We start from the raw sequence: 21,988 nt of genomic DNA on the forward strand, positions 1-21,988 counted from the left end.
ACGCGCGACCGAGGAGCCAGGATACTGGACACGCCGCCCAGCTCCCAAACCGGTCCGCCCGGCCCCTGCACCGCCCGGTCAGCGCTCCTGTTCGTACCGGCGGAGCTGGTCCAGGTCGATCATGCTGGTGTCGAAGAGGCTGGTCTCGTCGAGGGCGCTCTCGCCCTGCGGCTGGAGTGCCTGCTGGGCCTGCATGGGCTGCTGCTGCCAGCCGTCGTACCCCTGGACCGGGACCTGGACCTGACTCTGGCCGTAGTCCTGCTGCTGATAGGCGGCGTACGGGTCGGGCTGCTGCTGGTACCCGTAGGCGTCCTGCTGCGGCTGCTCCTGGTACGCGTACGTCTCCGCGTAGCCCGGCTGGGCCTGGGCGGGGAAGTGCGGAACATGCTGATGCACCGGCTGCGGCTCCGGGGTGGCGAGCGCGGCGAGGCCGGCCCAGTGGTCCTCGTCGCTCATGTGCCCCTGGCTGCCCGCCGCGTCCTGGGCGGCCACGTGCGCGCCGAGCTCATCGGTGGCGACCTTGCCGTGCAGCTTCTCCCTGCCGCGGCCGACCGCCTCCAGGGTCTTGGCGAGCACGGCCTCGAAGGCGCCGAGCTTGGTGTCGACGTACTCGTCAGCACGGCGCTGGAGCGTGGCCGGGTCGCTGCTGCGCTCGGGGGCCTCTGCGAAGTCCGGGTCCTCGTATCCCTGCTCGTCGAAGGCCTGGCCACGGCCGAGGAGCTTCTCGCGGCCCCGGTCGACGGAGCCGATGGTCTTGGTGAGGACGACCTCGAAGTTGGCGAGCTTGCTGTCGACGTACTCGTCGGCCTCGGCACGGACCTCCTCGGCCTCGCGGCGGGCCTCGCCGAGGATGCGGTCGGCCTCGCTGCGGGACTGCCTGGCGACCTCGGTCTCGGAGATCAGCGAGGCGCGTTCGGCGTGTGCGGCCTCGATGATCCGCTCGGCCTCCTGACGGGCCTGCTCGGCCATCTGCTCCCGGCCGCCGATGAGCTCCTGGGCATGGGCGAGCGAGCCGGGCAGGGCCTCGCGCACCTCTTCGAGCATCGCGAGCAGCTCAGCGCGGTTGACCACGCACGAAGCCGACATGGGCATGGACCGGGCGCTCCCGACCGCCTCGACGATCTCGTCGAGCTTCTTCTGCACGTCCACCGTGTGCTCGCCACTCTCTACAGCTGTTTTGGAGACGGACGGGACGACTGTACGGCCAGTCGACGCCCGCCCGACACCCGGTGACGGTTCGTCAGTTCTTCAGCGCTGAGCGAGGCGCTCGATGAGTGCTTCGTGAACCACCGGGGGCAGCAGGTGGGAGACGTCGCCGCCCCAGGTCGCGACTTCCTTGACCAGGGAGGACGACAGGAAGCTGTAGGTGGGATTGGTCGGCACGAAGAGCGTTTCGACGCCGGAGAGGCCGTTGTTCATCTGGGCCATCTGCAGCTCGTAGTCGAAGTCGCTGACGGCCCGCAGGCCCTTCACGATCGCCGGGATGTCGCGCTGCTTGCAGAAGTCCACCAGGAGGCCATGGAAGGACTCGACCTGGACGTTGCCGAAGTCCGCGGTGACCTGGCGGATCAGGTCGATCCGCTCGTCGATCGTGAACAGGCCCTTCTTGGACTGGTTGATCATCACCGCGACATGTACGACGTCGTACAGCTTCGAGGCACGGCCAATGATGTCGAGGTGTCCATTGGTGATGGGGTCGAAGGACCCCGGACAGACTGCGCGGCGCAACTTGATTCCCTCCCTCTCCGGTCCGGTCATCGTGCGTCTTCGCACGTAGAGGCGGCGCGACCGTACCAAAGCGTTCCCTCGCCGTAGCGGCGGGCCCGCAGCGGCTCGAATCCCTCGGGCCAGCTGAATTCTCCGCCCCTGGTGCTGCGTTCAACGGTGACGAGCGCGTCAGCCGTGAGCCACCCCTGGGCACGGAGTGTGAGCAGTATCTCGCCGAGATCGTCGTCGGTCACTGCATACGGCGGGTCCAGGAAAACCACGTCGTACGGCTCCGCGGGCACTGGTCCCGTCACGATCTGTTCGGCTTTGCCGGTACGGACTTCGGCGCCGGGCAGACCGAGTGCGCGGACGTTGTCCCGGACGGTGCGGACGGCCTTGGGGTCGGCCTCGACGAGCAGGGCGTGGACCGCGCCGCGGGAGAGCGCCTCCAGGCCGACGGCGCCGGAGCCCGCGTAAAGATCCGCGACACGTGTGCCGTGGAAGCTGCCCAGGAGGGCCCCCCAGGTGGAGAAGAGGCCCTCGCGTGCACGGTCGGAGGTGGGGCGGGTGCCGGTGCCGGGCGGGACGGCCAGGCGGCGTCCGCCGGCCGTGCCGGCGATCACGCGAGTCATGGGTGTCTGGTCCTCGGTTCGTGGGTGGCCCACAGGGTGCTGCGGCGCCGTGCCATCCACGATATGGCGTTGTGGCGGATCAGGCCCGCGCACCCGTCGTCCCTGTCACCCCTTGTCCAGGTACTCCTCTCGCTCCTTGTCCAGCAGCGCGTCCAGCGCGATCCGCAGCTCGGGCAGGTGTTCCAGCTCCGGGTCGGTGGCGACGACCGCGGCGGCCTCCTCGCGGGCGGCGGCGATGACCTCCTCGTCGTCGATGACGGTGAGCATCCGCAGCGAGGAGCGGACCCCGGACTGGGCCTGGCCGAGGACATCGCCCTCGCGGCGCTGTTCGAGGTCGATCCGGGACAGCTCGAAGCCATCGAGGGTGGCGGCGACGGCGGAGAGCCGGGCGCGGGCGGGGCTGGCCTCGTGGGCCTCGCTGACCAGCAGACAGAGGCCTGCGGCGGAACCGCGGCCGACCCGGCCGCGCAACTGGTGCAGCTGGGAGACCCCGAACCGGTCGGCGTCCATGATCACCATGACGGTGGCGTTGGGGACGTTGACCCCGACCTCGATGACGGTGGTGGCGACGAGGACGTCGACCTGTCCCGCGGCGAAGCGGCGCATCACGTCGTCCTTGTCGTCAGGGTTCATCCTGCCGTGCAGCACTGCGATGCGCAGACCGGCGAGCGGGCCCTGGGCGAGCTGTTCGGCGATGTCCAGGACGGCGAGCGGCGGGCGCTTCTCGCCGTCGCCCTCGGCCGCCTTCTTCCCCTTCTTGCCTGCCGCCTCGTCCTCGGCGTCGTCACCGATACGGGGGCAGACCACATAGGCCTGATGTCCGTTCTCCACTTCCTCCCGGACCCGTTCCCAGGCGCGGCTGAGGAAGTGCGGCTTGTCCTTGGCGGGTACTACATGGCTGGCGATCGGTGAGCGGCCGGCCGGCAGCTGGTCCAGTACTGACGTCTCCAGGTCGCCGAAGACGGTCATGGCGACCGTACGGGGAATGGGGGTCGCGGTCATGACCAGCAGATGCGGCGGCTGCTTCCCCTTGGAACGCAGGGCATCGCGCTGTTCCACCCCGAAGCGGTGCTGTTCGTCGACGACGACCAGGCCCAGGTCGTGGAACTGCACCTTGTCCTCGATCAGCGCATGTGTGCCGATCACGATCCCGGCCTCGCCTGTGACGAGGTCGAGCAGCGCCTGGCGGCGGGCCGCGACACCCATGGAGCCGGTGAGCAGCACCACCTTCGTCCCCTGCTCGGAGCCGCCCAGCATTCCCCCCTCGGCCAGCTCGCCCATCATTTCGGTGATGGACCTGTGGTGCTGCTGGGCGAGCACCTCGGTGGGCGCGAGCATGGCGGCCTGTCCGCCCGCGTCGACGACGCCGAGCATGGCGCGCAGGGCAACCATGGTGTTGTGCGTGACCGTGAAGTGATCCGTGATGTATGCGTGGCTCGGGTGGGCGACACTGATGCACTGGACCGGTTTGCGACCGACGTACTCGACCGCACGGATCCCGCGCCGGAACGTGTTGTGTTTCGGCCTGGGCCGGATCCGGGCAACCTTGCGAGTGAGCTGAAATGGCACGTACTCGGCAGGCAGGGCAATCGACACATTGAAGGCCGTTTTCGTGGGCAGCGTCCTGGCGTGCCCACCGAGGGAGCGAACAAGCCACGCCACGTCCTCGGCCAATCTCCGGGATGCGGAGCAGAACGAAATACTCATCCCTTGAGCGTCCAAAGTCCCGTCCGTGTCCATGAGCCCCTGCAACACAGCGAGCCGGTTCTTCATCGATGTGTTCTTGAACACGGGTGGGATGAACTTGTCGTGCGACGTCACCCCCCACAGCCCCAGCGCACGCAGTGCACTGATCACTGGGTTCCTTTGTGATCCGGACTTCGGCCTCGTCATCCGGATTGTGTAGTCGCAGCGGGAACCGGGCACGGGCACGAGTTCGCAGTCGGGCGCCACTGTGGTGCGGACGGCCGCCAGGATCTCGTCGTCGACCGTGGACAGACGAAGGTTGTGCCGGAACGAGCCGTCTCCCAGCAACAATCCGAAAACGTAGGGATCGAGGGGCGGTTCGGAACCGCAACTGAGATCCACTGGCGTGGCCGATGGCACATACCATTTCGACGAACCGTTGGCCTTGAAAGTGTCCATCCTGATCTCGCGGGTTGTCATCACCTTGGGCGCTTGCCCCCGGTCCCAGGCGCAGCTGGTCCCGACGATCCACAGATGTTCGTCATCGCATTCGACAGCCGTGTCGTCGGACAGAACAAGTCGCCATACATCCCGCACTCCCTGAGGGAAGACCCCGTCCACTACGGCGACTTCCCCCTCGGGAACCACTACCTCGTCGCCTTGCCGGATGTCGCCCATGGGTTTGTAGCCCTGAGGGGTCAAGACCAACGAATCGAGTGGCTGTGCCTTCCCCGATCCGACCTCGCCCTGCAGGAGCCGGTGCATCGGGTGCTCGGTCGCCAGGTCGTCGAAGATCTCCTTGGAGACCTTCTGCTGGCCTTCGGTGAGGGTGAAGGGCAGCTTGGCGTCGAAGGCGTCGAGCAGTCCGCCGGGCCCGGGTCTGCGGGCCACTGCCGGGAGCTGGGTGTCGGCGTATCTGCGGCGGGCCAGCGCGACCTGGAGGACGAAGGCCTCGTCCCACTTCAGCCGGTCCCTGGCCTGTGCGATGTCCGCCTTGGTCTGCGGGCGGTGGACCTTCAGCAGCGCTTCCGGGAGTGGGGTGAACCCGCGGCCCTCGCGCAGACGCGGCGGCAGCGGGTCGACGGCTTCCCGCGCGCTGGGCAGCACGGTGTCGACGGCCTTGGCGATCCGCCACGAGTCCAGCTGCTTGCAGGCCGGGTAGATCGGCAGCAGCCGCCCGGCGAAGGCGTCCACCGCTTCGGTGGCCTCGTCCGTGTCCTCGGTGTCCAGCAGCTGGTACGTGGGGTGGGCCAGCTGCATCTTCCGGTTGAAGACGGAGACCTTGCCCGCGAACATCGCCCGTCGGCCGGGCAGCAGCTCCTTGTGCGGCTTGTGGACGCCATGCCCGAAGAAGACCAGCTGGAGGCGGCCGTTGCCATCCGTGAGGGTCACTTCGAGGCGCTTGCCGCGGCCGTTGTTGAACATCATGATGCGGGCGTCGGCGACCTGGGCGACCACCGTCACATGCTCGTCCAGCGGGAGGTCGGTCAGCGCAGTGAGTCGGCCGCGCTCCTCGTACCGCCGCGGGTAGTGGTGCAGCAGATCACCGACCGTGTGCAGGTCGAGGTGGTCGGCCATCACCTTCGCGGTGGCTCCGCCGAGCAGCTTCTTGAGGGGTTCATCGAACGCAGACACGCGATCCATTGCACACCACACCACTGACAGATGTCCGGCGGGCACCACGCGGAACGCCGGAATCCCCTGGTCAGAATTGTCGCCACGCCCCGAGGACCGGCTCCCGCGCTACTCCACCCCGATCAGCAGCGGAGCGCACTGGTGGCCGCCCCGGTACACCACCGTGTCGACCGCCAGATAGCCCTCGCGTACGTGCTCCTCCAGTGCGTCGGCCAGGCTGACGGGGACGTCCTCGCCGAGGACCAGGGTCACCAGTTCGCCGCCCGCCGCCAGCATGCGGTCCAGCACGTTCCGGGCCGTTTCCGGTACGTCCTCGCCGATGACCGCAACGTCGCCGTCGATCAGGCCCAGGATGTCGCCGGCCTGGCAGATGCCCGCCATGGTCCAGGACTGCCGCTCGGCGACGGCCAGTTCGGCGTAGCGGGTGGCGCCGGCCGCGGCGGTCATCGCCACCACGTCCTCGTCGAAGCTGCGGTCGGGTTCGTGGACGGCGAGGGCCGCGATGCCCTGGACGGCGGCCCGGGTCGGGATCAGGGCGACCCGGACGCCCTCCGCGCGGGCCTGTTCGGCGGCGGCAGCGGCGGTGTGGCGCAGCTCCGCGTCGTTGGGCAGCACCACCACCTCGCGGGCGTGCGCCCGGCGGATCGCGTCGACCAGTTCGCCGCTGGCGGGCGGCTCCCCGGGGCGCGCCAGAACCGTCGTCGCCCCGGCCTCCTTGCACAGGCCGCGGAGCCCTTCGCCGGGGACCACCACGACGACCGCACGCTGCACGGGTTCGGTGTGGGGGTGCACGCGGTCCACGCCGAAGTGGGTGATCCGGATGCGATACGGCCGCCCCGCCTCGACACCGGCCTCCACCGCCGCACCCGCGTCGTCGACATGCACATGGACGTTCCACAGCCCGTCGCCGCCCACCACCACGAGCGAGTCGCCGAGCCCGTCGAGCCGGGTCCGTAGCCGGTCCACGGCGTCGTCCGTGGCCTCCAGCAGGTAGATGACTTCGAAGGCCGGTCCGCCCTCCGCGCAGTCCTCGGGCACAGGGACCACGGTCGCGGGCACGGCCGCGTATGTGCGCTCGGGAGCCCGCCCGGAGACGGCTTCGACGAGCGCCCCGAGCACCGTCACCAGGCCCCGTCCACCAGCGTCCACGACGCCCGCCCGTCCGAGGACGGCGAGCTGTCCGGGGGTCGCCTCCAGGGCCGTCCGCGCTCCGTCGTACGCCGCCCGCGCGACTGCCGCGGTTCCGTCGTCGGCCGCCGAGCGCACGGCGGCCTCGGCGGCTGCGGTGGCCACGGTCAGCACGGTGCCCTCGACGGGGTGGGCGACCGCCTGCCGGGCTGCTGTGGCCGCCTCGGCGAGCGCCCGGCGCAGACGGTCCGCATCGTGCCCGTCGGCCAGCACCCCCGCCATTCCGCGCAGCAGCTGGGCCAGGATCGTGCCGGAGTTTCCGCGGGCACCGATCAGTGCTCCGTGTGCCATGGCCCGTACCGCGTCGGCGGCGCCGGGCACGGTCGTACCGGTCTCGTGGGCGGCGAAGACCGCTTCGACTGCCTGGGTCGCGGACTCCATGGTGAGATAGAGGTTCGTGCCGGTGTCTCCGTCGGCGACGGGGTACACATTGATCGCGTCGATCGCCTCGCGCTCCCGGCCCAGCGCCTCCAGGGCCAGCGAGCACCAGGTGCGCACCGCGACGGCGTCCATGTCGTCGGCGGTCTGCGGCACCTGTCGGTCCTCCTCGAATTCGGCCGTGGGTGGCCGGCTGCACCGCAGAGTAGCCCCGTGCGCCGGGTCCGGCGGGGACAGGGGCGGAACTGGGGGTGGCGGGACCCGTGGTAGTTTCGTTCTACCGACGCAGCCGTTGTATGCTGCTTCGGTTGCCCGATGAGAGTCGGGCCATTTCTCCGGTGCCGCCACTTCATTCACATGATTCCGGCGCGCCGGAATTCACTGTAAAAGCACCTGAAGTCTTTGGAGTGACCCGTGGCTGCCAACTGCGACGTCTGCGGCAAGGGGCCGGGCTTCGGCAACAACATTTCGCACTCGCACCGCCGTACGTCCCGTCGCTGGAATCCCAACATCCAGCGCGTGCGTGCCGTGGTCGGTCGGACGCCGAAGCGGCTCAACGTCTGCACCTCGTGCATCAAGGCCGGCAAGGTCGCGCGCTGACGTTCCCGTCGTAGCGCAGCCTTCCGGTTGCCCAAAAGGCCGGTCCACCGTGGTGGACCGGCCTTTTGCTGTGCTTCTGGGGTGAATGCCCGCACCGCCACCGGAATCGGTTCCGGCGGCGGTGCGCACACGGGCGGGTACAGCAGCAGACAGACGGGGGCATGGGCCCAAAACTACTGAGCGTCCTCGATGCCCCCGAAATGGTCCCAGCCGCCTTTGCTGGTCCAGGGCGCCCCATCGACCGTGACCTGCGGCAGCGCCGAGGCGTTGAGGACTTCGCCGATCACTTTCCAGCGGGCGGGCAGCTTCACGTCCGGCGGGAAGGTGGCGACGATCGCGTGGTCCTCTCCCCCGGTCAGCACCCACTGCAGCGGGTCCACGCCGACCGCCTGCCCGATGTCGGACATCTGCGAGGGGATGTCGATGAGTCCGGAGCGCAGATCGATCCGGACCTTGCTGGCTTCGGCGATGTGCCCGAGGTCGGCGACGAGTCCGTCACTCACGTCCGTCATCGCGGTGGCACCGAGTCCGGCGGCCGCGGGGCCTGCGTGGTACGGCGGTTCGGGGCGCCGGTGGGCCTCGACGAAGGCTCGGGGCGAGCGGAAACCGCGGGAGAGCACGGCGTATCCGGCAGCGGACCAGCCGAGCCAGCCGGTGACAGCGACGACGTCGCCGGGCTGGGCGCCGGACCGGGTGACCGGCTCGTGGTTGCGCAGATCGCCGAGTGCGGTGATCGACACGGTGATCGTCTCGCCGCCCACCACATCGCCGCCGACCACGGCCGCGCCTGCGACCTGGCACTCGTCACGGATGCCGTCCATCAGCTCGCCGGCCCAGGTGACCGGGAGTTCGGCGGGGACGACCAGGCCGAGCAGCAGCGCGGTGGGCACGGCGCCCATGGCGGCGATGTCGGCGAGGTTCTGGGCGGCGGCCTTGCGGCCGACGTCGTACGCCGTCGACCAGTCGCGGCGGAAGTGCCGTCCCTCCAACAGGATGTCCGTACTGGCCACGACCCTGCGGTCGGGAGCGGACACGACCGCGGCGTCGTCGCCGGGGCCGAGCCGTACCGCCGGAGTGGTGGTGAGCCGGGAAGTGAGCTCCCTGATGAGCCCGAACTCCCCCAACTCGCCCACGGTTCCCTTCACCGAGTCTCACCTCTCATCTATCGCCCCGGACGATCGTCCGGGCTGCTTCAGCGACCGGGGGTCCGGATCGTGGACCGGCCGCCGCCGCAGGGAGCAGTCTGCACCGGTTCTCATCGGCATGTCTGTCCCCCTTTCGCACCGCTGCACTTGCGGTCGCGGGCCGTCACTGCTGTCGGTACTGTCAATAGATACGTCAACTTGTGTCTTGTGTACGCCACGCTCTGGACGTCAACCGCCCCATAGGTCTCCCCTGGCCCGCGGCAACGCGATACCGTGGCGTCCCTTTCCCCCCACATGATCCTCGTGGCCGCCCTGGAGGTTCCGTGGTACAGGCGTACATCCTTATTCAGACCGAGGTGGGCAAGGCGTCGACCGTCGCCGAGACCATCGCCAACATTCCGGGAGTGATCCGGGCAGAGGACGTCACCGGCCCCTATGACGTGATCGTGCGCGCACAGGCAGACACGGTCGATGAACTCGGCCGCATGGTGGTCGCCAAGGTCCAGCAAGTGGAAGGCATCACCAGAACCCTGACCTGCCCGGTCGTTCATCTGTAGTCCCCGTCTACGCTGGGCCGGTGACATCATTGCGCCGGTTTTGCCGCCCCGTGTTTCTCGGTCCGTCCGTTGCCGCACTGCTGCTGGCCGCGACGGGCTGCTCCTCAACGAACGCCGCGGCGTCGATCACGATTCCGACGCCGCCACCGGAAGCCGCAGCCTACTGCCGTGCACTGCACAAGGAGCTGCCGAAGACCGTTGCCGGACTCGACCGCGGTGACACCGATTCCGAACTGACCGCCCAGTGGGGGGACGGAGAGATCGTACTGCGCTGCGGTGTCCCCCGGCCCGCGAAGATGGACGACCCCTCGGCGATGGGGACCGAGGCGAACGGCGTCAACTGGCTGCTGGAGCAGCCGGAAGACTCCGGTCCGCGTTTTACGACGACCTACCGCAAGGCGTATGTCGAAGTGACTCTTTCGACGGCCTACGCCCATGACGCGAGCCCGTTGGCCGCGTTCGCCCCGGCCATTGAGAAGACGGTTCCCAGCAGCCTGTAGGGCGTGCACTCCCGTGTTGCGGAGCGCACGCCCTACGACGCCGGTCTCGTCTTCTCAGCGCAGGCCGGTCGGCCGGTTCAACGCGGCCTGGATCAGCCGGTCCACCAACTCCTGGTAGCTCACGCCGCTCTCCTGCCACATCCGCGGGTACATGGAGATCGGGGTGAAGCCCGGCAGTGTGTTGATCTCGTTGATCACGAAGCTGCCGTCCTCGGTGAGGAAGAAGTCGGCACGCACCAGGCCCTCGCAGGACACGGCCTCGAAGGCGTCGACCGCAAGGCGCTGGACCTCGGCCGTCTGCTCCTCGGTGAGCGGCGCGGGCACGATCCCGGAGGCCGAATCGATGTACTTGGCCTCGAAGTCGTAGAAGTCGTGCGAGGTCACAGGGGGAATCTCGGCGGGCACGCTGGCGCGCGGTCCGTCCTCGAATTCCAGCACCCCGCACTCGATCTCCCGGCCGCGCAGCAGCGACTCGACCAAGAATTTGGGGTCGTGGCGGCGGGCTTCCTCGATTGCCTCGTCGAGGCCGGAGATGTCGTCGACCTTGGTGATGCCGATCGACGAGCCGGCCCGGGCGGGCTTGACGAAGAGCGGCCAGCCATGGTCGCCGGCGAAGTCCACGATGCGCTTGCGGGCAGCGGAGGGGTCCGTGTCCCATTCCCGGGGGCGTACCACGACGTACGGGCCGACCGGCAGTCCGAACGAGGTGAAGACCCGCTTCATGTACTCCTTGTCCTGGCCGACCGCCGATGCGAGCACTCCGGCGCCGACGTACGGCACACCGGAGAGCTCCAGGAGCCCCTGAAGGGTGCCGTCCTCGCCGTACGGGCCGTGCAGCACGGGAAAGACGACATCGACCTCGCCCAGCGCCTTGGGGACCGAGCCGGGCTCGTTGTACACCACTTCACGACTGCCAGGGTCGACGGAGAGCACCACGCCGCCCTCGGTGGACTCGGCCAGCTGGGCCACGTCCGGCATCTTCCGGTCCGTGATGGCCATGCGTTCGGGCTCGTCGGCGGTGAGCGCCCAGCGGCCCTCCGCCGTGATGCCGATCGGCAGGACGTCGTACTTCGACCGGTCGATGGCGTTCAGAACGGCGCCGGCCGTGACGATCGAGATGCCGTGTTCGGAGCTGCGGCCGCCGAACACGACGGCCACGCGCGGCTTGCGGAGCCGCTGCTCCGGGCTCTGGGGGAGGTTCTCGCTGCTCATATCGGGTTGAGCGTACCTGCTGGTACCACTCGCGTCAGCGTGGCCGGGGCCGCTGGAGCGGTGACGGCGAATACCCACCACCCGTCATCGTCGCTCGGGCTTCGCGCTGCGCGACATCAACTCGCCCAGCGCGACCATCGGCGGCTTGCCCTCGTGGACGATGCCGACGACCGTCTCGGTGATGGGCATGTCGACGCCGTGCCTGCGCGCCAGATCGAGCACCGATTCACAGGACTTGACACCCTCGGCGGTCTGTTTGGTGACCGCGATCGTCTCCTGGAGCGTCATCCCGCGGCCGAGGTTGGTGCCGAAGGTGTGATTGCGCGAGAGCGGCGAGGAGCAGGTCGCGACCAGATCGCCGAGGCCCGCGAGCCCGGAGAAGGTGAGCGGGTCGGCGCCCATGGCGAGTCCGAGGCGGGTCGTCTCGGCGAGACCGCGGGTGATGAGCGAGCCCTTGGCGTTGTCGCCGAGCCCCATGCCGTCGGCGATGCCCACAGCGAGACCGATGACGTTCTTGACCGCGCCGCCGAGTTCGCAGCCGACCACATCGGTGTTGGTGTACGGGCGGAAGTACGAGGTGTGGCAGGCGGTCTGGAGGCGCTGGGCCACGGATTCGTCCTGGCAGGCGACAACGGCCGCGGCGGGGCGGCGCTCGGCGATCTCCTTGGCCAGGTTGGGGCCGGTGATGACGGCGACCCGGTCCGCGGAGACCTTGGTCACATCCTCGATCACCTCGCTCATCCGCTTCGCGGTGCCGAGTTCGACACCTTTCATCATCGAGACGAGGACGGTGTCGGAGCCCAGGTGCGGGACCCAGGCGGCGAGATTGGCGCGCAGCGTCTGCGAGGGCACCACGAGCACGGCGAAGTCGGCGCCGTCCAACGCCTCGACGGCGTCCGTGGTGGCCCGGACCGACGCGGGGAGTTCAATCCCCGGCAGATAGTCCGGGTTGGTACGGGTCGTGTTGACGGCCTCGGCGACTTGGGCGCGGCGGCCCCAGAGTGTGACCTCGCAGCCGGCGTCGGCGAGAACCATGCCGAAGGCAGTACCCCATGAGCCGGTTCCGAAGACGGCTGCCTTTACGGGGTGCGTCACTTGGGTCCCTTTCCTTCGGCCTTGCTCCGCTGTTCTTCACGGGCCTTGCGGTGGTCGTACGGCTCCGCGGGCGCCTTCTCGCCCCGCACGATCTCCAGCTGCGCGGTCACCGCGGCCATGATGACCTCGGTCGCCTCGCGCAGGACTTCCGGCGTCGGGTCCTGGTCGTAGAACCCGGAGAGGTCGACGGGTGGTCCGGCCTGCACCTGGAGGGTCTTACGGGGGAAGAGCCGGAGCTTGTTCTCCTTGGCGTACGGCGGCATGACCAGGTTGGCGCCCCACTGGGCGACCGGGATGACCGGGGCCTTCGTCATCAATGCGACGCGGGCGGCACCGGTCTTGCCGGCCATCGGCCACATGTCGGGGTCGCGGGTGAGGGTGCCCTCCGGGTAGAAGGCGACGCATTCACCGCGCTCGATGGCGTTGACGGCTGCCCTGAAGGCATCCAGCGCATTGGCCGTCTCGCGGTACACGGGGATCTGCCCGGTGCCGCGCAGCATCATTCCGACAAAGGGGGTCTTGAAGAGGCCCGCCTTCGCGAGAAGCCGCGGCACCCGTCCGGTGTTGTACTGGAAGTGACCGTAGGAAAGCGGGTCCAGGTACGAGTTGTGGTTGATCGCAGTGATGAATCCGCCGTCGGCCGGAATGTGTTCCATTCCCCGCCAGTCACGCTTGAACAGAACCACCAGAGGCGGTTTTGCGATGACCGCCGCCAGGCGGTACCAGAAGCCGATTCTGCGGCGGGACACTCGTACACCTTCCTCTAAGGACCTGACTGCTGCCTGGCTACCGACGGTCAAGTCTCGCCCCAGGCCCCTGCTCTGTCGAGAACACCGTACGCCCCGCTTTCGGGGCCGACCCTCCGGGTTCTCGCACCGGCAGGCGAGAATATGCGGCGATGCGCATCGAAGGGGAGATCGCCACGAACACCGACCCGGCCGGTCTTTGGACCCTGGTCGTCCCGTTGAAACCCTTGGCTCGGGCCAAGAGCAGGCTCATGCCTGCAACGGGCGCCGCGCTGCGCCCGCGGCTCGCCCTCGCCTTCGCCCGGGACACCGTGGCCGCCGCCCTGTCCTGCCGGGCGGTAAGGGATGTGGTGGTCGTCACGGACGACACGGAGGCCGGGGCGGCTCTCGCGGCCCTCGGGGCGCGCATCGTTCCCGATGAACCGGAACGCGGCCTCAACGCCGCCCTGGCACACGGTGAGCGGACCGTGCGGGCCCGGCGGCCCGGGGCGGCTCTCGCCGCTCTCAACGCGGATCTTCCCGCGCTGCGCCCGGGCGAATTGGCCCGGGTACTCGATTATTCCGCCGCATTTCCCCGCGCATTTGTCACCGATGCGGCAGGAATTGGTACAACATTTCTGTCGGCCGCGCCGGGAGTGGAATTGCGACCGACTTTCGGTGGCCCTTCCCGGGCCCGGCATCTGAAATCCGGAGCGGTGGAAATCAGCCTGACCGGCATCGACTCGGTCCGCCAGGACGTGGACACCGGCGACGATCTGCGGGCGGCGCTGGCCCTGGGCGTCGGCCCGCACACAGCGGGCCGCTGGGCCGCGAGAGCCCCCGCGGCGGACCGATAGGCTGCCGTTCATGCAGGCGACCTCGTACACGTACGACCCCGAGACTCGCACCGGCAGTGTGCTGCTCGACGACGGCACCCCGGTGGAATTCGACGCCCGGGCCTTCGATGCCGGCGGTCTGCGGCTGCTGCGTCCGGGGCAGCGGGTGCGGATCGAGGGCACCGGCGAGGGCGCGGATCTACGGATCACACTGGTGACGCTGCAGACGTTCTGAACGGCTCCGCGCACACTGTCCACAACAGCCCGCGGGCCGGGCTCCCCGAGGGGAGCCCGGCCCGGCGCGTGAGTAGCCCTGCGCTGCTCGGCCTCACTTCTTCCGCGCAGTGGCCTTCTTCGCCGTGGTCTTGCGCGCCGTGGCCTTCTTCGCGGGCGCCTTCTTCGCCGCGGCCTTCTTGGCGGGCGCGGTCTTGGCGGTTACGGCCTTCTTGGCAGCCGCCTTCTTCGCCGCCGCCGTGGTCTTCTTGGCCGCCGCGGTGGTCTTCTTCACGGCAGCCTTCTTGGCGGGTGCGGCCTTCTTGGCGGTGACCTTCTTCGCCGCGGCCTTCTTGGCCGCCGCCTTCTTCGCTGCGGCCTTCTTGGCCGCCGCACGGGCGGCAACACCGCCCGTGAGGCTGCCCTTGGGCGCCTTCTTCACGGCCACGTCATGCTTGGGAAGCTTCTTCGAGCCGCTCACCAGGTCCTTGAAGCCCTGTCCCGCACGGAAGCGGGGCACCGAGGTCTTCTTGACCCGCACCCGCTCACCTGTCTGCGGGTTGCGGGCGTAACGGGCGGGGCGGTCGACCTTCTCGAACGAGCCGAAGCCGGTGACCGAGACCCGGTCCCCCGCGACAACCGCACGGACGATCGCGTCGAGCACCGCGTCGACGGCGTCTGCGGCCTGCTGACGGCCGCCAAGCTTGTCGGCAATCGCTTCTACGAGCTGCGCCTTGTTCACGTCTTCCCCTTCGGAGACATTGCCAGAACGAAAGTGTTCAAGCGTTTTCGCACGTTAGGCAGATATATACCGCAAATCAAACACGAAACGGGCTAATCACCCTAGTGCCGCAACGAAGTAGACCGCTGCACAGTTCCGCAGAGTCAGTCACCTTCGGGGAATCGGCCCTCATCGAGGTCCTTCATCAACCGGTCCAGACGCCTTGCCGCGTCCGGGAGATCGTGCTTAGCCGCGGCCGTAATGACCAACAGCTTCCGGGACAGCGCCATCCTTACGCCCTCCGGGACTTGCAGTGCGCGCACTCTTGCGTGCGCTTCCTTCAATCGGTCGGCGACTTGGCCGTAAAGCTTGAGTTGGCTGTCGCGTTCCATGCACCGATTGTGCCATCTGGGGCGAGTTGTCGCCCGACGGGGTCTCAACAAGCGACTGCGCCCCCTACCAGATGGCAGGGGGCGCAGTCCTGGAAACGTGCTGCTCAGGCGTTAATTGTACGTGGTTTGAAGGTCGGCCTTACCGCCTCATATGCTGCAATGTCCGCTTCGTTCTGAAGGGTGAGACTGATGTCGTCCAGCCCGTTCAGCAGTCGCCAGCGGGCGTTCTCGTCAAGATCGAAATCGGCCGTGATGCCGTCGGCGCGGACCTGGCGCGCCTCCAGGTCGACGGTGACCTCCGCCGTCGGGTCGGCCTCGGTCAGCTCCCAGAGCGCGTCGACGACCTTCTGGTCGAGTACGACGGTCAACAGCCCGTTCTTCAGCGAGTTACCGCGGAAGATATCGGCGAACCGGGAGGAGACGACGGCCTTGAAGCCGTAGTTCTGCAGCGCCCACACGGCATGTTCGCGGGACGATCCGGTGCCGAAGTCGGGTCCGGCCACCAGCACCGTGGCGCCGCTGCGCTCCGGGCGGTTGAGGACGAAGTTCTCGTCCTTGCGCCAGGCCTCGAAGAGTCCGTCCTCGAAGCCGTCGCGGGTGACCTTCTTCAGCCAGTGGGCGGGGATGATCTGGTCGGTGTCGACGTTGCTGCGGCGCAGCGGGACGGCCCGGCCGGTGTGTGTGGTGAAAGCTTCCATGATTCTCAGACTCCGGCGGGCGTACGGACGTCGGACAGGTCGGCCGGCGAGGCCAGGTGGCCCAGCACGGCGGTGGCGGCGGCGACCTGCGGGGATACCAGGTGCGTACGGCCGCCCTTGCCCTGCCGGCCCTCGAAGTTGCGGTTCGAGGTGGAGGCGGAGCGCTCGCCGGGGGCCAGCTGGTCGGGGTTCATGCCGAGACACATCGAGCAGCCCGCGTGCCGCCATTCGGCGCCTGCGGCGGTGAAGACCTTGTCCAGGCCCTCCTCGACGGCCTGCAGAGCCACCCGGACCGAGCCCGGAACGACCAGCATCCGTACGCCTCTCGCGACTTTGCGGCCGTCCAGGATCGCGGCCGCGTTACGCAGGTCCTCGATCCGGCCGTTGGTGCAGGAACCTACGAAGACGGTGTCCACGTTGATCTCACGCAGCGGCTGGCCGGCGGTCAACCCCATGTATTCCAGGGCCTTTTCGGCGGCATTGCGCTCCGAGGCGTCCTCGTACGAAGCCGGGTCGGGGACGTTGGCCGACAGGGGCGCGCCCTGGCCGGGGTTGGTGCCCCAGGTGACGAACGGCGCCAGTTCGGCAGCGTCGATGACGACCTCGGCGTCGAAGACCGCGTCGTCGTCGGTGCGCAGCGTCTTCCAGTACGCGACGGCAGCGTCCCAGTCCTCACCCTGCGGGGCGTGGTCGCGGCCCTTCAGGTAGTCGAAGGTGGTCTCGTCCGGGGCGATCATGCCCGCCCGGGCGCCGGCCTCGATCGACATGTTGCAGATGGTCATCCGGGCTTCCATCGAGAGCTTCTCGATGGCCGAGCCGCGGTATTCGAGGATGTAGCCCTGGCCGCCGCCGGTACCGATCCGGGCGATGATCGCGAGGATCAAGTCCTTGGCCGTCACACCGTCGGGCAGTTCGCCGTCGATGGTGATCGCCATCGTCTTCGGACGGGCCAGCGGCAGCGTCTGGGTGGCCAGTACGTGCTCGACCTGGCTGGTGCCGATGCCGAACGCCAGCGCGCCGAAAGCGCCGTGCGTGGAGGTGTGGGAGTCACCACAGACGACCGTGGTGCCGGGCTGGGTCAGACCCAGTTGCGGGCCGACCACATGCACGACGCCCTGCTCGACGTCGCCCAGCGGGTGCAGCCGTACGCCGAACTCCGCGCAGTTCTTGCGCAGCGTCTCCAACTGGGCACGGGAGACCGGGTCAGCGATCGGCTTGTCGATGTCGAGGGTCGGGGTGTTGTGATCCTCGGTGGCGAGGGTGAGGTCGAGGCGCCGCACCCGGCGTCCGGCCTGCCGGAGGCCGTCGAAGGCCTGGGGGCTGGTCACCTCATGCAGCAGGTGCAGATCGATGAAGAGGAGGTCGGGCTCGCCTTCGGCGCGCCGGACGACATGGTCGCCCCAGACCTTCTCCGCGAGTGTCCTACCCATCGCTTTCCCTCCGGCCGGCGTCTTCGCCGGCCCAACTAGAGATTCGGTGCACCGCCGTCCGAACCCCCGTGCGGGGCGGTGGCTAGTGCCGCGGCAGGCAACGTTTGCCCGTCAAGGAGCGGCGTCCGGTGCGTGCTCTCGGCGTGCCGGCCGGAAGCCCTCGTACTGGACGTACTTCGGCTTTCGTCCGGTGCGGCGAGAGTGCGTGCCGGGCGTCGCGACGGGGCGAACGTTGCCTGTCGCGGCACTAGCGGCCGTTGTGTGGCCGCCCGTACAGGTTCGCAACTTCCGCCGAAAATTGAACTTGCGTTTCACAGAGTGAGACGGGAGTATCGTCGTATGGACAACTCTAGCGGCGTCGGCGTTCTCGACAAGGCGGCTCTGGTATTGAGCGCCCTGGAGTCCGGTCCGGCCACCCTCGCCGGACTGGTCGCGGCGACCGGGCTCGCACGGCCCACGGCTCATCGACTGGCCGTGGCACTGGAACACCACCGCATGGTGGCGAGGGACATGCAGGGCCGTTTCATTCTCGGCCCCCGGCTGGCGGAACTCGCGGCGGCGGCGGGCGAGGACCGCCTGCTGGCCACGGCGGGACCGGTACTCACCCACCTCCGTGACATCACCGGCGAGAGCGCGCAGCTCTACCGGCGTCAGGGCGAGATGCGGATCTGCGTGGCGGCGGCGGAGCGGCTGTCCGGCCTGCGGGACACCGTGCCGGTCGGCTCCACGCTCACCATGAAGGCCGGCTCGTCGGCCCAGATCCTGATGGCCTGGGAGGAGCCGGAGCGCCTGCACCGCGGCCTCCAGGGAGCCCGCTTCACGGCGACGGCGCTCTCGGGCGTACGGCGCAGAGGCTGGGCCCAGTCGATCGGTGAGCGCGAGCCGGGCGTCGCCTCGGTCTCGGCGCCGGTGCGCGGCCCCTCGAACCGGGTGGTCGCCGCCGTCTCGGTCTCCGGACCGATCGAGCGGCTGACCCGGCACCCGGGCCGGATGCATGCCCAGGCGGTCATCGACTCGGCGGCCAGGCTCAGCGAGGCCCTGCGCCGCACCGGCTGACGTACGCGAGGAACACCCCCCGGCCGCCCCAGCGTTGTGGCGGCCTCCATCAAGTCGCAGTCCAGGAAACGGACATGACGGGGAGACACATACCTCCATGGGCAAGCGGAAGGGCCCCTCACCGAAGTGAAGAGCCCTTCTCTTTATGTTCTGTTGTACCCCCGACCGGATTCGAACCGGCGCTACTGCCGTGAGAGGGCAGCGTGCTAGGCCGCTACACAACGGGGGCTTGTTACTACAGTTGCATTTCTGCGCTGGGCTACCAGGACTCGAACCTAGAATGACGGTACCAGAAACCGTAGTGTTGCCAATTACACCATAGCCCATGGTGTTACAAGTACCCCCGACCGGATTCGAACCGGCGCTACTGCCGTGAGAGGGCAGCGTGCTAGGCCGCTACACAACGGGGGCCCTAGCGATCCTGCATCGATATCGCGGGTGCGACCCAGACGATCTCGCGGGAAGGATCTGTACCCCCGACCGGATTCGAACCGGCGCTACTGCCGTGAGAGGGCAGCGTGCTAGGCCGCTACACAACGGGGGCTTGTTACTACAGTTGCATTTCTGCGCTGGGCTACCAGGACTCGAACCTAGAATGACGGTACCAGAAACCGTAGTGTTGCCAATTACACCATAGCCCACCAAAACTCAACCCCCAGGAGGGGTTTTGTTCGGTTTTGCGCTTCCCGTTTGGATCTTTCGTTCCGCTCGGGCGGCGCAGGAAGAACATTACCCGAAGGTGTCCGGCGCTCCAAAACGGGTATTGCCCGTCAGCAAGCTTGGCAGCTGATCGAGTCCGCCGATACGGACGAGCTCGGGTCGCCCACCTCGTCCGCCCCGGTCCAGCCAGATCCCCAGCAGCCCCGCGGCCACGGCGCCGGCCGCATCGATGTCCGGCTCGTCCCCCACGTACGCGACCTCCTGCGGCTCCAGCGCCAGCGCCTCGCAGGCGGCGTGGAAGGCACCGGCCTCGGGCTTGGAAACGCCCAGCTCCACAGCGCAGACCACGGCCTCGAACCGGTCCCGCACACCGAGCGTGCGCAGCTTTCGGTCCTGGTTGTGGATGCTGGAGTTCGACAGCACCGCGTGCCGAAACCCGTCCGCCAGCCGGTCCAGGGCGGGCACGACATCGGGAAAGAGCGACCAGGCGGCCTCATAGTGGGTCGCGTGCCGAGCAAACCAGTCGTCGGCCTCGGCGTCGTCCAGTGCCCGCGAGACGAACTCCCGGACCCGGTCCCGGCGCTGCCCCTGGAAGTCCGTCTCCCCAGCTGCGAACCGCGCCCAGTGCGTATCGGTGATCGCACGCCATGCGGCGAGGGCCTGCTCGGCGGAACCGTACCCGTCGGGCAGGCCCTCCTGTTCGAGATGTTTGCGCATGCCGATGCTGTCGGCGCCGCTGTAGTCGAAGATCGTGTCGTCGATGTCCCAGAGGACCGCGCGGATCGTCATGCAGCCCAGCGTATGCGTCTACGGCGCGCATGGTGGGCTTCGCAGTGGTCAGCAGGCCGGCTGCTGTCGGCGGTCGAGTCTGCGCAGCAGGTCCAGCTGCAGGCCGAGCAGGCGCTCGCTCAGGGCAGGCGCCTGACGGGCTTCGACGTCGGCGAATTCGCTGTTGAAGAAGTCGATGTTGCCGCAGAAGTCGAAGACCCGGAAGTTCTGCTTGGCGTGGTCGAGGTTGGTCTCGTCCGGGCCGAAGAGGGCCGGGCGCAGCCGGGTGCCGCGGCCGATCATCTGCCAGAACTTGGTCTTGGAGAAGACCGGCTTGGCGAAGACCAAATTGACGGCCTCCGGTACGTCGACGCCGGTGTCCAGCATGTCTCGTTCTCCTTGATCGATGCGACCAGAGCAGACAGGCCGGCCCGGGTTGCGACGAGTATCACGTCTGGGTCATCGCTCTCACGCAACCGGAGCGTGCCGTCGGCCGTAGCTGCCACGTTGACGCAGTTCGCAGCCTCGCCACTGAACGATGACTTCTGCCAGACCAGGGGGACCACAGAATTCCACTTTCTCTCAGAGTGAGCGCATGACGTGCAGGATGAGATCCCGCGACTTCGACGGCTCGAGCGCACACGCCTCCATGCGGTCCAGCACCGTCCGGTACTTGGCGACCTGAGCCTCGCTGTCGACGAATACGGAGCCATGGTCCGTATCCAGTTGAACAGTGTCCAGCTGCGGAAGCGGGCCACCGAACTGGACGATGCCGTGGCCAGCGCCGGGAAAGGTTCCGATCCCGAAGGGGATCACCGAGAGTGTCAAGTGTGCCTCTTCGCTGCAATCGATCATGTATTGCAGCTGACCTTGGGTAACGCGCGCGCCGCCAAACCCCATTCTCAGTGCGGCCTCGTGGACGATCGCCGTCACCGGAGTCGGCTCGCTCCCGTGCAGCACCGCCTGGCGCTTGAGCCTGTGGGAAACCCGGTGTTCCACCTCGTACGGAGCCAAGGCAGGCACGACATCACCGATGACCGCACGTGCGTGTTCCCTCGTCTGCAGGAGGCCGGGGATGTGGATGACTGATGCGATGCGCATCGTCTGCGCATGGTGCTCCAGCTCCGCGAGGTCCAAGGCGTCGGCTGGAAGGATCTCTCGGTACTCCTCCCACCACCCGCGCGTCCGGCCGCCTGTCATCTCGGTGAGAGCTTCAATCAACTCCCCGTCGGCGCATTCATACAGTCTGGCCAGTGCCCTGACCCGCTCAGCGCTTACCGCATAGCTACCAGCCTCGATGTTGCTGATACGAGACTGCGTCGCACCAAAGAGCTCACCAGCCCGAGTGGCGGACAAGTCTGCGTGCTCCCTCATTCTGCGCAGCTCCGCCCCCAGGCGCCGTTGCCTCACGGACGGCGGAAGTTTGGCACGAGCCACAGTCCTCGCTCCTTGTGTGCAGAGCCGCCCGCGTCACCCACACGAGGGGCTTTGGGCTGCAAATCAACGAATAGATGGGATGCATGCCAACGCGCACCCTACGGTTGCGCCTGTCGTCCTCCCAACTCCTCACCACTGACAGGAGATCCCGCATGGCCACCGTATCCCCGCGCCCTTCCCTCCCCGACCCTCCCGACGGCTTCGGCGACGAGATTCGCGCCCTCGTAGAAGCCACCGCGCCCCGCCTCTTCGCCGTGGTAGAGCGGTTCCGTACCTCCGACGGCGGCCACGATGCCCGCGTCGCCGCGTGGGGACTCGCGCACGAGGACGGGAGTGCCCAGGTCACCGCCGTGGACGGCGGGTTCCGGATGTCGCTACGCACTCCTGACCGTGCTGCCCACATGATCTCCATGCGTCCCGGAAGTGCTGGCTGCCTGGTATGGCCCGGCTCGGCAACTGCCCCTTTCACTCCAGAGGGTTGAACCCAGTCAACTCAGAGCGACGTCGCGCTTGACCCTGCACTCCGGCGCCTGGCAGCATCGGAAGCAGCAAACAAAACATCGCGCATATGGCTGCGCAGACCCTGTGGCCGTCCCTTCGGGGGCGGCCACAGACGTGTTTCAGGGGAGGTTCGGTGCATCTCTGGCTTCCTCAACGTCAAGAAGCACTACTGGCCACAGTTGCAGCACGCCCGCGCGGGGTGCCGCAGGCGCCGTG

Annotated in this window: 24 protein-coding genes and 5 tRNA genes; 7 read left to right on the plus strand and 22 right to left on the minus strand. The window is 68.2% G+C overall.

Translation table 11 applies throughout. The annotated features are described in order from the left end of the window. Nucleotides 1–78 precede the first annotated feature (78 nt). The 5 genes from ABT115_RS22620 to ABT115_RS22640 form a co-directional block, all read right to left on the minus strand. On the minus strand, nucleotides 79–1,149 hold the full coding sequence (locus ABT115_RS22620) for a F0F1 ATP synthase subunit B (protein WP_351792729.1): 1,071 nt from the start codon (nucleotides 1,147–1,149) through the stop codon (nucleotides 79–81). Nucleotides 1,150–1,248: 99 nt separating this feature from the next. Then, nucleotides 1,249–1,728 carry a pantetheine-phosphate adenylyltransferase gene (gene coaD, locus ABT115_RS22625; RefSeq protein ID WP_351792732.1) on the minus strand — a complete coding sequence of 160 codons (480 nt, stop codon included), beginning with the start codon at nucleotides 1,726–1,728 and terminating at the stop codon, nucleotides 1,249–1,251. A gap of 26 nt (nucleotides 1,729–1,754) precedes the next feature. After that, the gene (rsmD, locus tag ABT115_RS22630; RefSeq protein ID WP_351792735.1) at nucleotides 1,755–2,339 is read right to left on the minus strand and encodes a 16S rRNA (guanine(966)-N(2))-methyltransferase RsmD; all 585 of its coding nucleotides are present in this window, start codon (nucleotides 2,337–2,339) and stop codon (nucleotides 1,755–1,757) included. Between the two features lie 105 nt (nucleotides 2,340–2,444). Next, nucleotides 2,445–5,669 carry a helicase-related protein gene (locus tag ABT115_RS22635; protein WP_351792738.1) on the minus strand — a complete coding sequence of 1,075 codons (3,225 nt, stop codon included), beginning with the start codon at nucleotides 5,667–5,669 and terminating at the stop codon, nucleotides 2,445–2,447. 99 nt (nucleotides 5,670–5,768) lie between these two features. Further along, complete coding sequence (locus ABT115_RS22640) at nucleotides 5,769–7,382, minus strand: DAK2 domain-containing protein (protein WP_351792741.1); 1,614 nt, start codon at nucleotides 7,380–7,382, stop codon at nucleotides 5,769–5,771. Between the two features lie 258 nt (nucleotides 7,383–7,640). Between ABT115_RS22640 and rpmB the strand changes: the two genes are divergently transcribed. After that, entirely contained in the window at nucleotides 7,641–7,826 is a 186-nt protein-coding gene (rpmB, locus tag ABT115_RS22645) for a 50S ribosomal protein L28 (protein WP_030928661.1), read from the plus strand. Nucleotides 7,827–7,999: 173 nt separating this feature from the next. Here the strand turns inward: rpmB and ABT115_RS22650 are convergent, their stop codons facing one another. Continuing rightward, nucleotides 8,000–8,971 carry a thiamine-phosphate kinase gene (locus tag ABT115_RS22650; RefSeq protein ID WP_351792743.1) on the minus strand — a complete coding sequence of 324 codons (972 nt, stop codon included), beginning with the start codon at nucleotides 8,969–8,971 and terminating at the stop codon, nucleotides 8,000–8,002. Between the two features lie 323 nt (nucleotides 8,972–9,294). Here ABT115_RS22650 and ABT115_RS22655 point away from each other — a divergent pair, with 323 nt between their 5' ends. After that, nucleotides 9,295–9,528 carry an Lrp/AsnC family transcriptional regulator gene (locus ABT115_RS22655; RefSeq protein WP_351792746.1) on the plus strand — a complete coding sequence of 78 codons (234 nt, stop codon included), beginning with the start codon at nucleotides 9,295–9,297 and terminating at the stop codon, nucleotides 9,526–9,528. A 20-nt stretch (nucleotides 9,529–9,548) separates the two neighbouring features. Further along, a complete protein-coding gene (locus ABT115_RS22660; RefSeq protein ID WP_351792749.1) occupies nucleotides 9,549–10,028 on the plus strand; it encodes a DUF3515 domain-containing protein in 480 nt (159 codons plus the stop codon). A 54-nt stretch (nucleotides 10,029–10,082) separates the two neighbouring features. Here ABT115_RS22660 and ABT115_RS22665 read toward each other — a convergent pair whose 3' ends face one another. The 3 genes from ABT115_RS22665 to ABT115_RS22675 all read right to left on the minus strand — a co-directional run bounded on the left by ABT115_RS22665 (nucleotide 10,083) and on the right by ABT115_RS22675 (nucleotide 13,084). After that, on the minus strand, nucleotides 10,083–11,240 hold the full coding sequence (locus ABT115_RS22665; protein ID WP_351792752.1) for a D-alanine--D-alanine ligase family protein: 1,158 nt from the start codon (nucleotides 11,238–11,240) through the stop codon (nucleotides 10,083–10,085). An 84-nt stretch (nucleotides 11,241–11,324) separates the two neighbouring features. After that, nucleotides 11,325–12,335: an NAD(P)H-dependent glycerol-3-phosphate dehydrogenase gene (locus tag ABT115_RS22670; RefSeq protein ID WP_351792755.1), complete on the minus strand. Its 1,011-nt coding sequence runs from the start codon at nucleotides 12,333–12,335 to the stop codon at nucleotides 11,325–11,327. Next, nucleotides 12,332–13,084, minus strand: coding sequence for a lysophospholipid acyltransferase family protein (locus ABT115_RS22675; protein WP_351792758.1), 753 nt, complete (start codon nucleotides 13,082–13,084; stop codon nucleotides 12,332–12,334). The genes ABT115_RS22670 and ABT115_RS22675 overlap by 4 nt, the downstream gene beginning before the upstream one ends. Nucleotides 13,085–13,233: 149 nt before the next feature. Here ABT115_RS22675 and cofC point away from each other — a divergent pair, with 149 nt between their 5' ends. Both cofC and ABT115_RS22685 read left to right on the plus strand, forming a co-directional pair. Beyond that, entirely contained in the window at nucleotides 13,234–13,917 is a 684-nt protein-coding gene (gene cofC, locus ABT115_RS22680; RefSeq protein ID WP_351792761.1) for a 2-phospho-L-lactate guanylyltransferase, read from the plus strand. 10 nt (nucleotides 13,918–13,927) lie between these two features. Further along, on the plus strand, nucleotides 13,928–14,131 hold the full coding sequence (locus ABT115_RS22685) for a hypothetical protein (RefSeq protein ID WP_327370078.1): 204 nt from the start codon (nucleotides 13,928–13,930) through the stop codon (nucleotides 14,129–14,131). A 93-nt stretch (nucleotides 14,132–14,224) separates the two neighbouring features. Here ABT115_RS22685 and ABT115_RS22690 read toward each other — a convergent pair whose 3' ends face one another. The 4 genes from ABT115_RS22690 to leuC all read right to left on the minus strand — a co-directional run bounded on the left by ABT115_RS22690 (nucleotide 14,225) and on the right by leuC (nucleotide 17,350). Beyond that, the gene (locus tag ABT115_RS22690) at nucleotides 14,225–14,851 is read right to left on the minus strand and encodes an HU family DNA-binding protein (protein ID WP_351792765.1); all 627 of its coding nucleotides are present in this window, start codon (nucleotides 14,849–14,851) and stop codon (nucleotides 14,225–14,227) included. A gap of 143 nt (nucleotides 14,852–14,994) precedes the next feature. After that, complete coding sequence (locus ABT115_RS22695; protein ID WP_351792768.1) at nucleotides 14,995–15,222, minus strand: SCO5555 family protein; 228 nt, start codon at nucleotides 15,220–15,222, stop codon at nucleotides 14,995–14,997. Nucleotides 15,223–15,326: 104 nt separating this feature from the next. Further along, nucleotides 15,327–15,920, minus strand: coding sequence for a 3-isopropylmalate dehydratase small subunit (gene leuD, locus ABT115_RS22700; RefSeq protein ID WP_351792771.1), 594 nt, complete (start codon nucleotides 15,918–15,920; stop codon nucleotides 15,327–15,329). A gap of 5 nt (nucleotides 15,921–15,925) precedes the next feature. Continuing rightward, on the minus strand, nucleotides 15,926–17,350 hold the full coding sequence (gene leuC / locus ABT115_RS22705; protein WP_351792772.1) for a 3-isopropylmalate dehydratase large subunit: 1,425 nt from the start codon (nucleotides 17,348–17,350) through the stop codon (nucleotides 15,926–15,928). A gap of 339 nt (nucleotides 17,351–17,689) precedes the next feature. Between leuC and ndgR the strand changes: the two genes are divergently transcribed. Beyond that, nucleotides 17,690–18,406, plus strand: coding sequence for an IclR family transcriptional regulator NdgR (gene ndgR, locus ABT115_RS22710; RefSeq protein ID WP_351792774.1), 717 nt, complete (start codon nucleotides 17,690–17,692; stop codon nucleotides 18,404–18,406). A 156-nt stretch (nucleotides 18,407–18,562) separates the two neighbouring features. Here ndgR and ABT115_RS22715 read toward each other — a convergent pair. From ABT115_RS22715 to ABT115_RS22755, 9 genes are all read right to left on the minus strand, one after another. Beyond that, nucleotides 18,563–18,635 (minus strand) — tRNA-Glu (locus ABT115_RS22715). 25 nt (nucleotides 18,636–18,660) lie between these two features. Continuing rightward, a tRNA-Gln gene (locus tag ABT115_RS22720) sits at nucleotides 18,661–18,732 on the minus strand. A 12-nt stretch (nucleotides 18,733–18,744) separates the two neighbouring features. After that, nucleotides 18,745–18,817 (minus strand) — tRNA-Glu (locus tag ABT115_RS22725). 60 nt (nucleotides 18,818–18,877) lie between these two features. Continuing rightward, nucleotides 18,878–18,950, minus strand: a tRNA-Glu gene (locus ABT115_RS22730). Between the two features lie 25 nt (nucleotides 18,951–18,975). Then, a tRNA-Gln gene (locus ABT115_RS22735) sits at nucleotides 18,976–19,047 on the minus strand. An 88-nt stretch (nucleotides 19,048–19,135) separates the two neighbouring features. Then, complete coding sequence (locus ABT115_RS22740; protein WP_351792777.1) at nucleotides 19,136–19,855, minus strand: HAD family hydrolase; 720 nt, start codon at nucleotides 19,853–19,855, stop codon at nucleotides 19,136–19,138. 48 nt (nucleotides 19,856–19,903) lie between these two features. After that, nucleotides 19,904–20,221 carry a hypothetical protein gene (locus ABT115_RS22745; RefSeq protein ID WP_351792780.1) on the minus strand — a complete coding sequence of 106 codons (318 nt, stop codon included), beginning with the start codon at nucleotides 20,219–20,221 and terminating at the stop codon, nucleotides 19,904–19,906. Further along, nucleotides 20,134–20,475, minus strand: a complete 342-nt coding sequence (locus ABT115_RS22750) for a DUF397 domain-containing protein (RefSeq protein ID WP_351792782.1) — start codon at nucleotides 20,473–20,475, stop codon at nucleotides 20,134–20,136. The genes ABT115_RS22745 and ABT115_RS22750 overlap by 88 nt, the downstream gene beginning before the upstream one ends. Then, a complete protein-coding gene (locus ABT115_RS22755; RefSeq protein WP_351792785.1) occupies nucleotides 20,417–21,271 on the minus strand; it encodes a helix-turn-helix domain-containing protein in 855 nt (284 codons plus the stop codon). Before ABT115_RS22755 ends, ABT115_RS22750 begins: the two co-directional genes overlap by 59 nt. A gap of 152 nt (nucleotides 21,272–21,423) precedes the next feature. Between ABT115_RS22755 and ABT115_RS22760 the strand changes: the two genes are divergently transcribed. After that, nucleotides 21,424–21,753 carry a hypothetical protein gene (locus ABT115_RS22760; RefSeq protein ID WP_351792788.1) on the plus strand — a complete coding sequence of 110 codons (330 nt, stop codon included), beginning with the start codon at nucleotides 21,424–21,426 and terminating at the stop codon, nucleotides 21,751–21,753. Nucleotides 21,754–21,988 lie beyond the last annotated feature (235 nt).

This window comes from Streptomyces sp. NPDC001832 (assembly GCF_040297265.1).
Lineage (GTDB): Bacteria > Actinomycetota > Actinomycetes > Streptomycetales > Streptomycetaceae > Streptomyces.

What these genes read in the sequence shown, in the direction of transcription:
- ABT115_RS22745 (WP_351792780.1), bottom strand. Translation starts at nt 20,221, where the DNA reads ATGCTGGACACCGGCGTCGACGTACCGGAGGCCGTCAATTTGGTCTTC.
- rsmD (WP_351792735.1), bottom strand. Translation starts at nt 2,339, where the DNA reads ATGACTCGCGTGATCGCCGGCACGGCCGGCGGACGCCGCCTGGCCGTC.
- ABT115_RS22695 (WP_351792768.1), bottom strand. Translation starts at nt 15,222, where the DNA reads ATGGAACGCGACAGCCAACTCAAGCTTTACGGCCAAGTCGCCGACCGA.
- ABT115_RS22665 (WP_351792752.1), bottom strand. Translation starts at nt 11,240, where the DNA reads ATGAGCAGCGAGAACCTCCCCCAGAGCCCGGAGCAGCGGCTCCGCAAG.
- leuC (WP_351792772.1), bottom strand. Translation starts at nt 17,350, where the DNA reads ATGGGTAGGACACTCGCGGAGAAGGTCTGGGGCGACCATGTCGTCCGG.
- ABT115_RS22685 (WP_327370078.1), top strand. Translation starts at nt 13,928, where the DNA reads ATGCAGGCGACCTCGTACACGTACGACCCCGAGACTCGCACCGGCAGT.
- ABT115_RS22760 (WP_351792788.1), top strand. Translation starts at nt 21,424, where the DNA reads ATGGCCACCGTATCCCCGCGCCCTTCCCTCCCCGACCCTCCCGACGGC.
- leuD (WP_351792771.1), bottom strand. Translation starts at nt 15,920, where the DNA reads ATGGAAGCTTTCACCACACACACCGGCCGGGCCGTCCCGCTGCGCCGC.
- cofC (WP_351792761.1), top strand. Translation starts at nt 13,234, where the DNA reads ATGCGCATCGAAGGGGAGATCGCCACGAACACCGACCCGGCCGGTCTT.
- ABT115_RS22635 (WP_351792738.1), bottom strand. Translation starts at nt 5,669, where the DNA reads ATGGATCGCGTGTCTGCGTTCGATGAACCCCTCAAGAAGCTGCTCGGC.
- ABT115_RS22740 (WP_351792777.1), bottom strand. Translation starts at nt 19,855, where the DNA reads ATGACGATCCGCGCGGTCCTCTGGGACATCGACGACACGATCTTCGAC.
- ndgR (WP_351792774.1), top strand. Translation starts at nt 17,690, where the DNA reads ATGGACAACTCTAGCGGCGTCGGCGTTCTCGACAAGGCGGCTCTGGTA.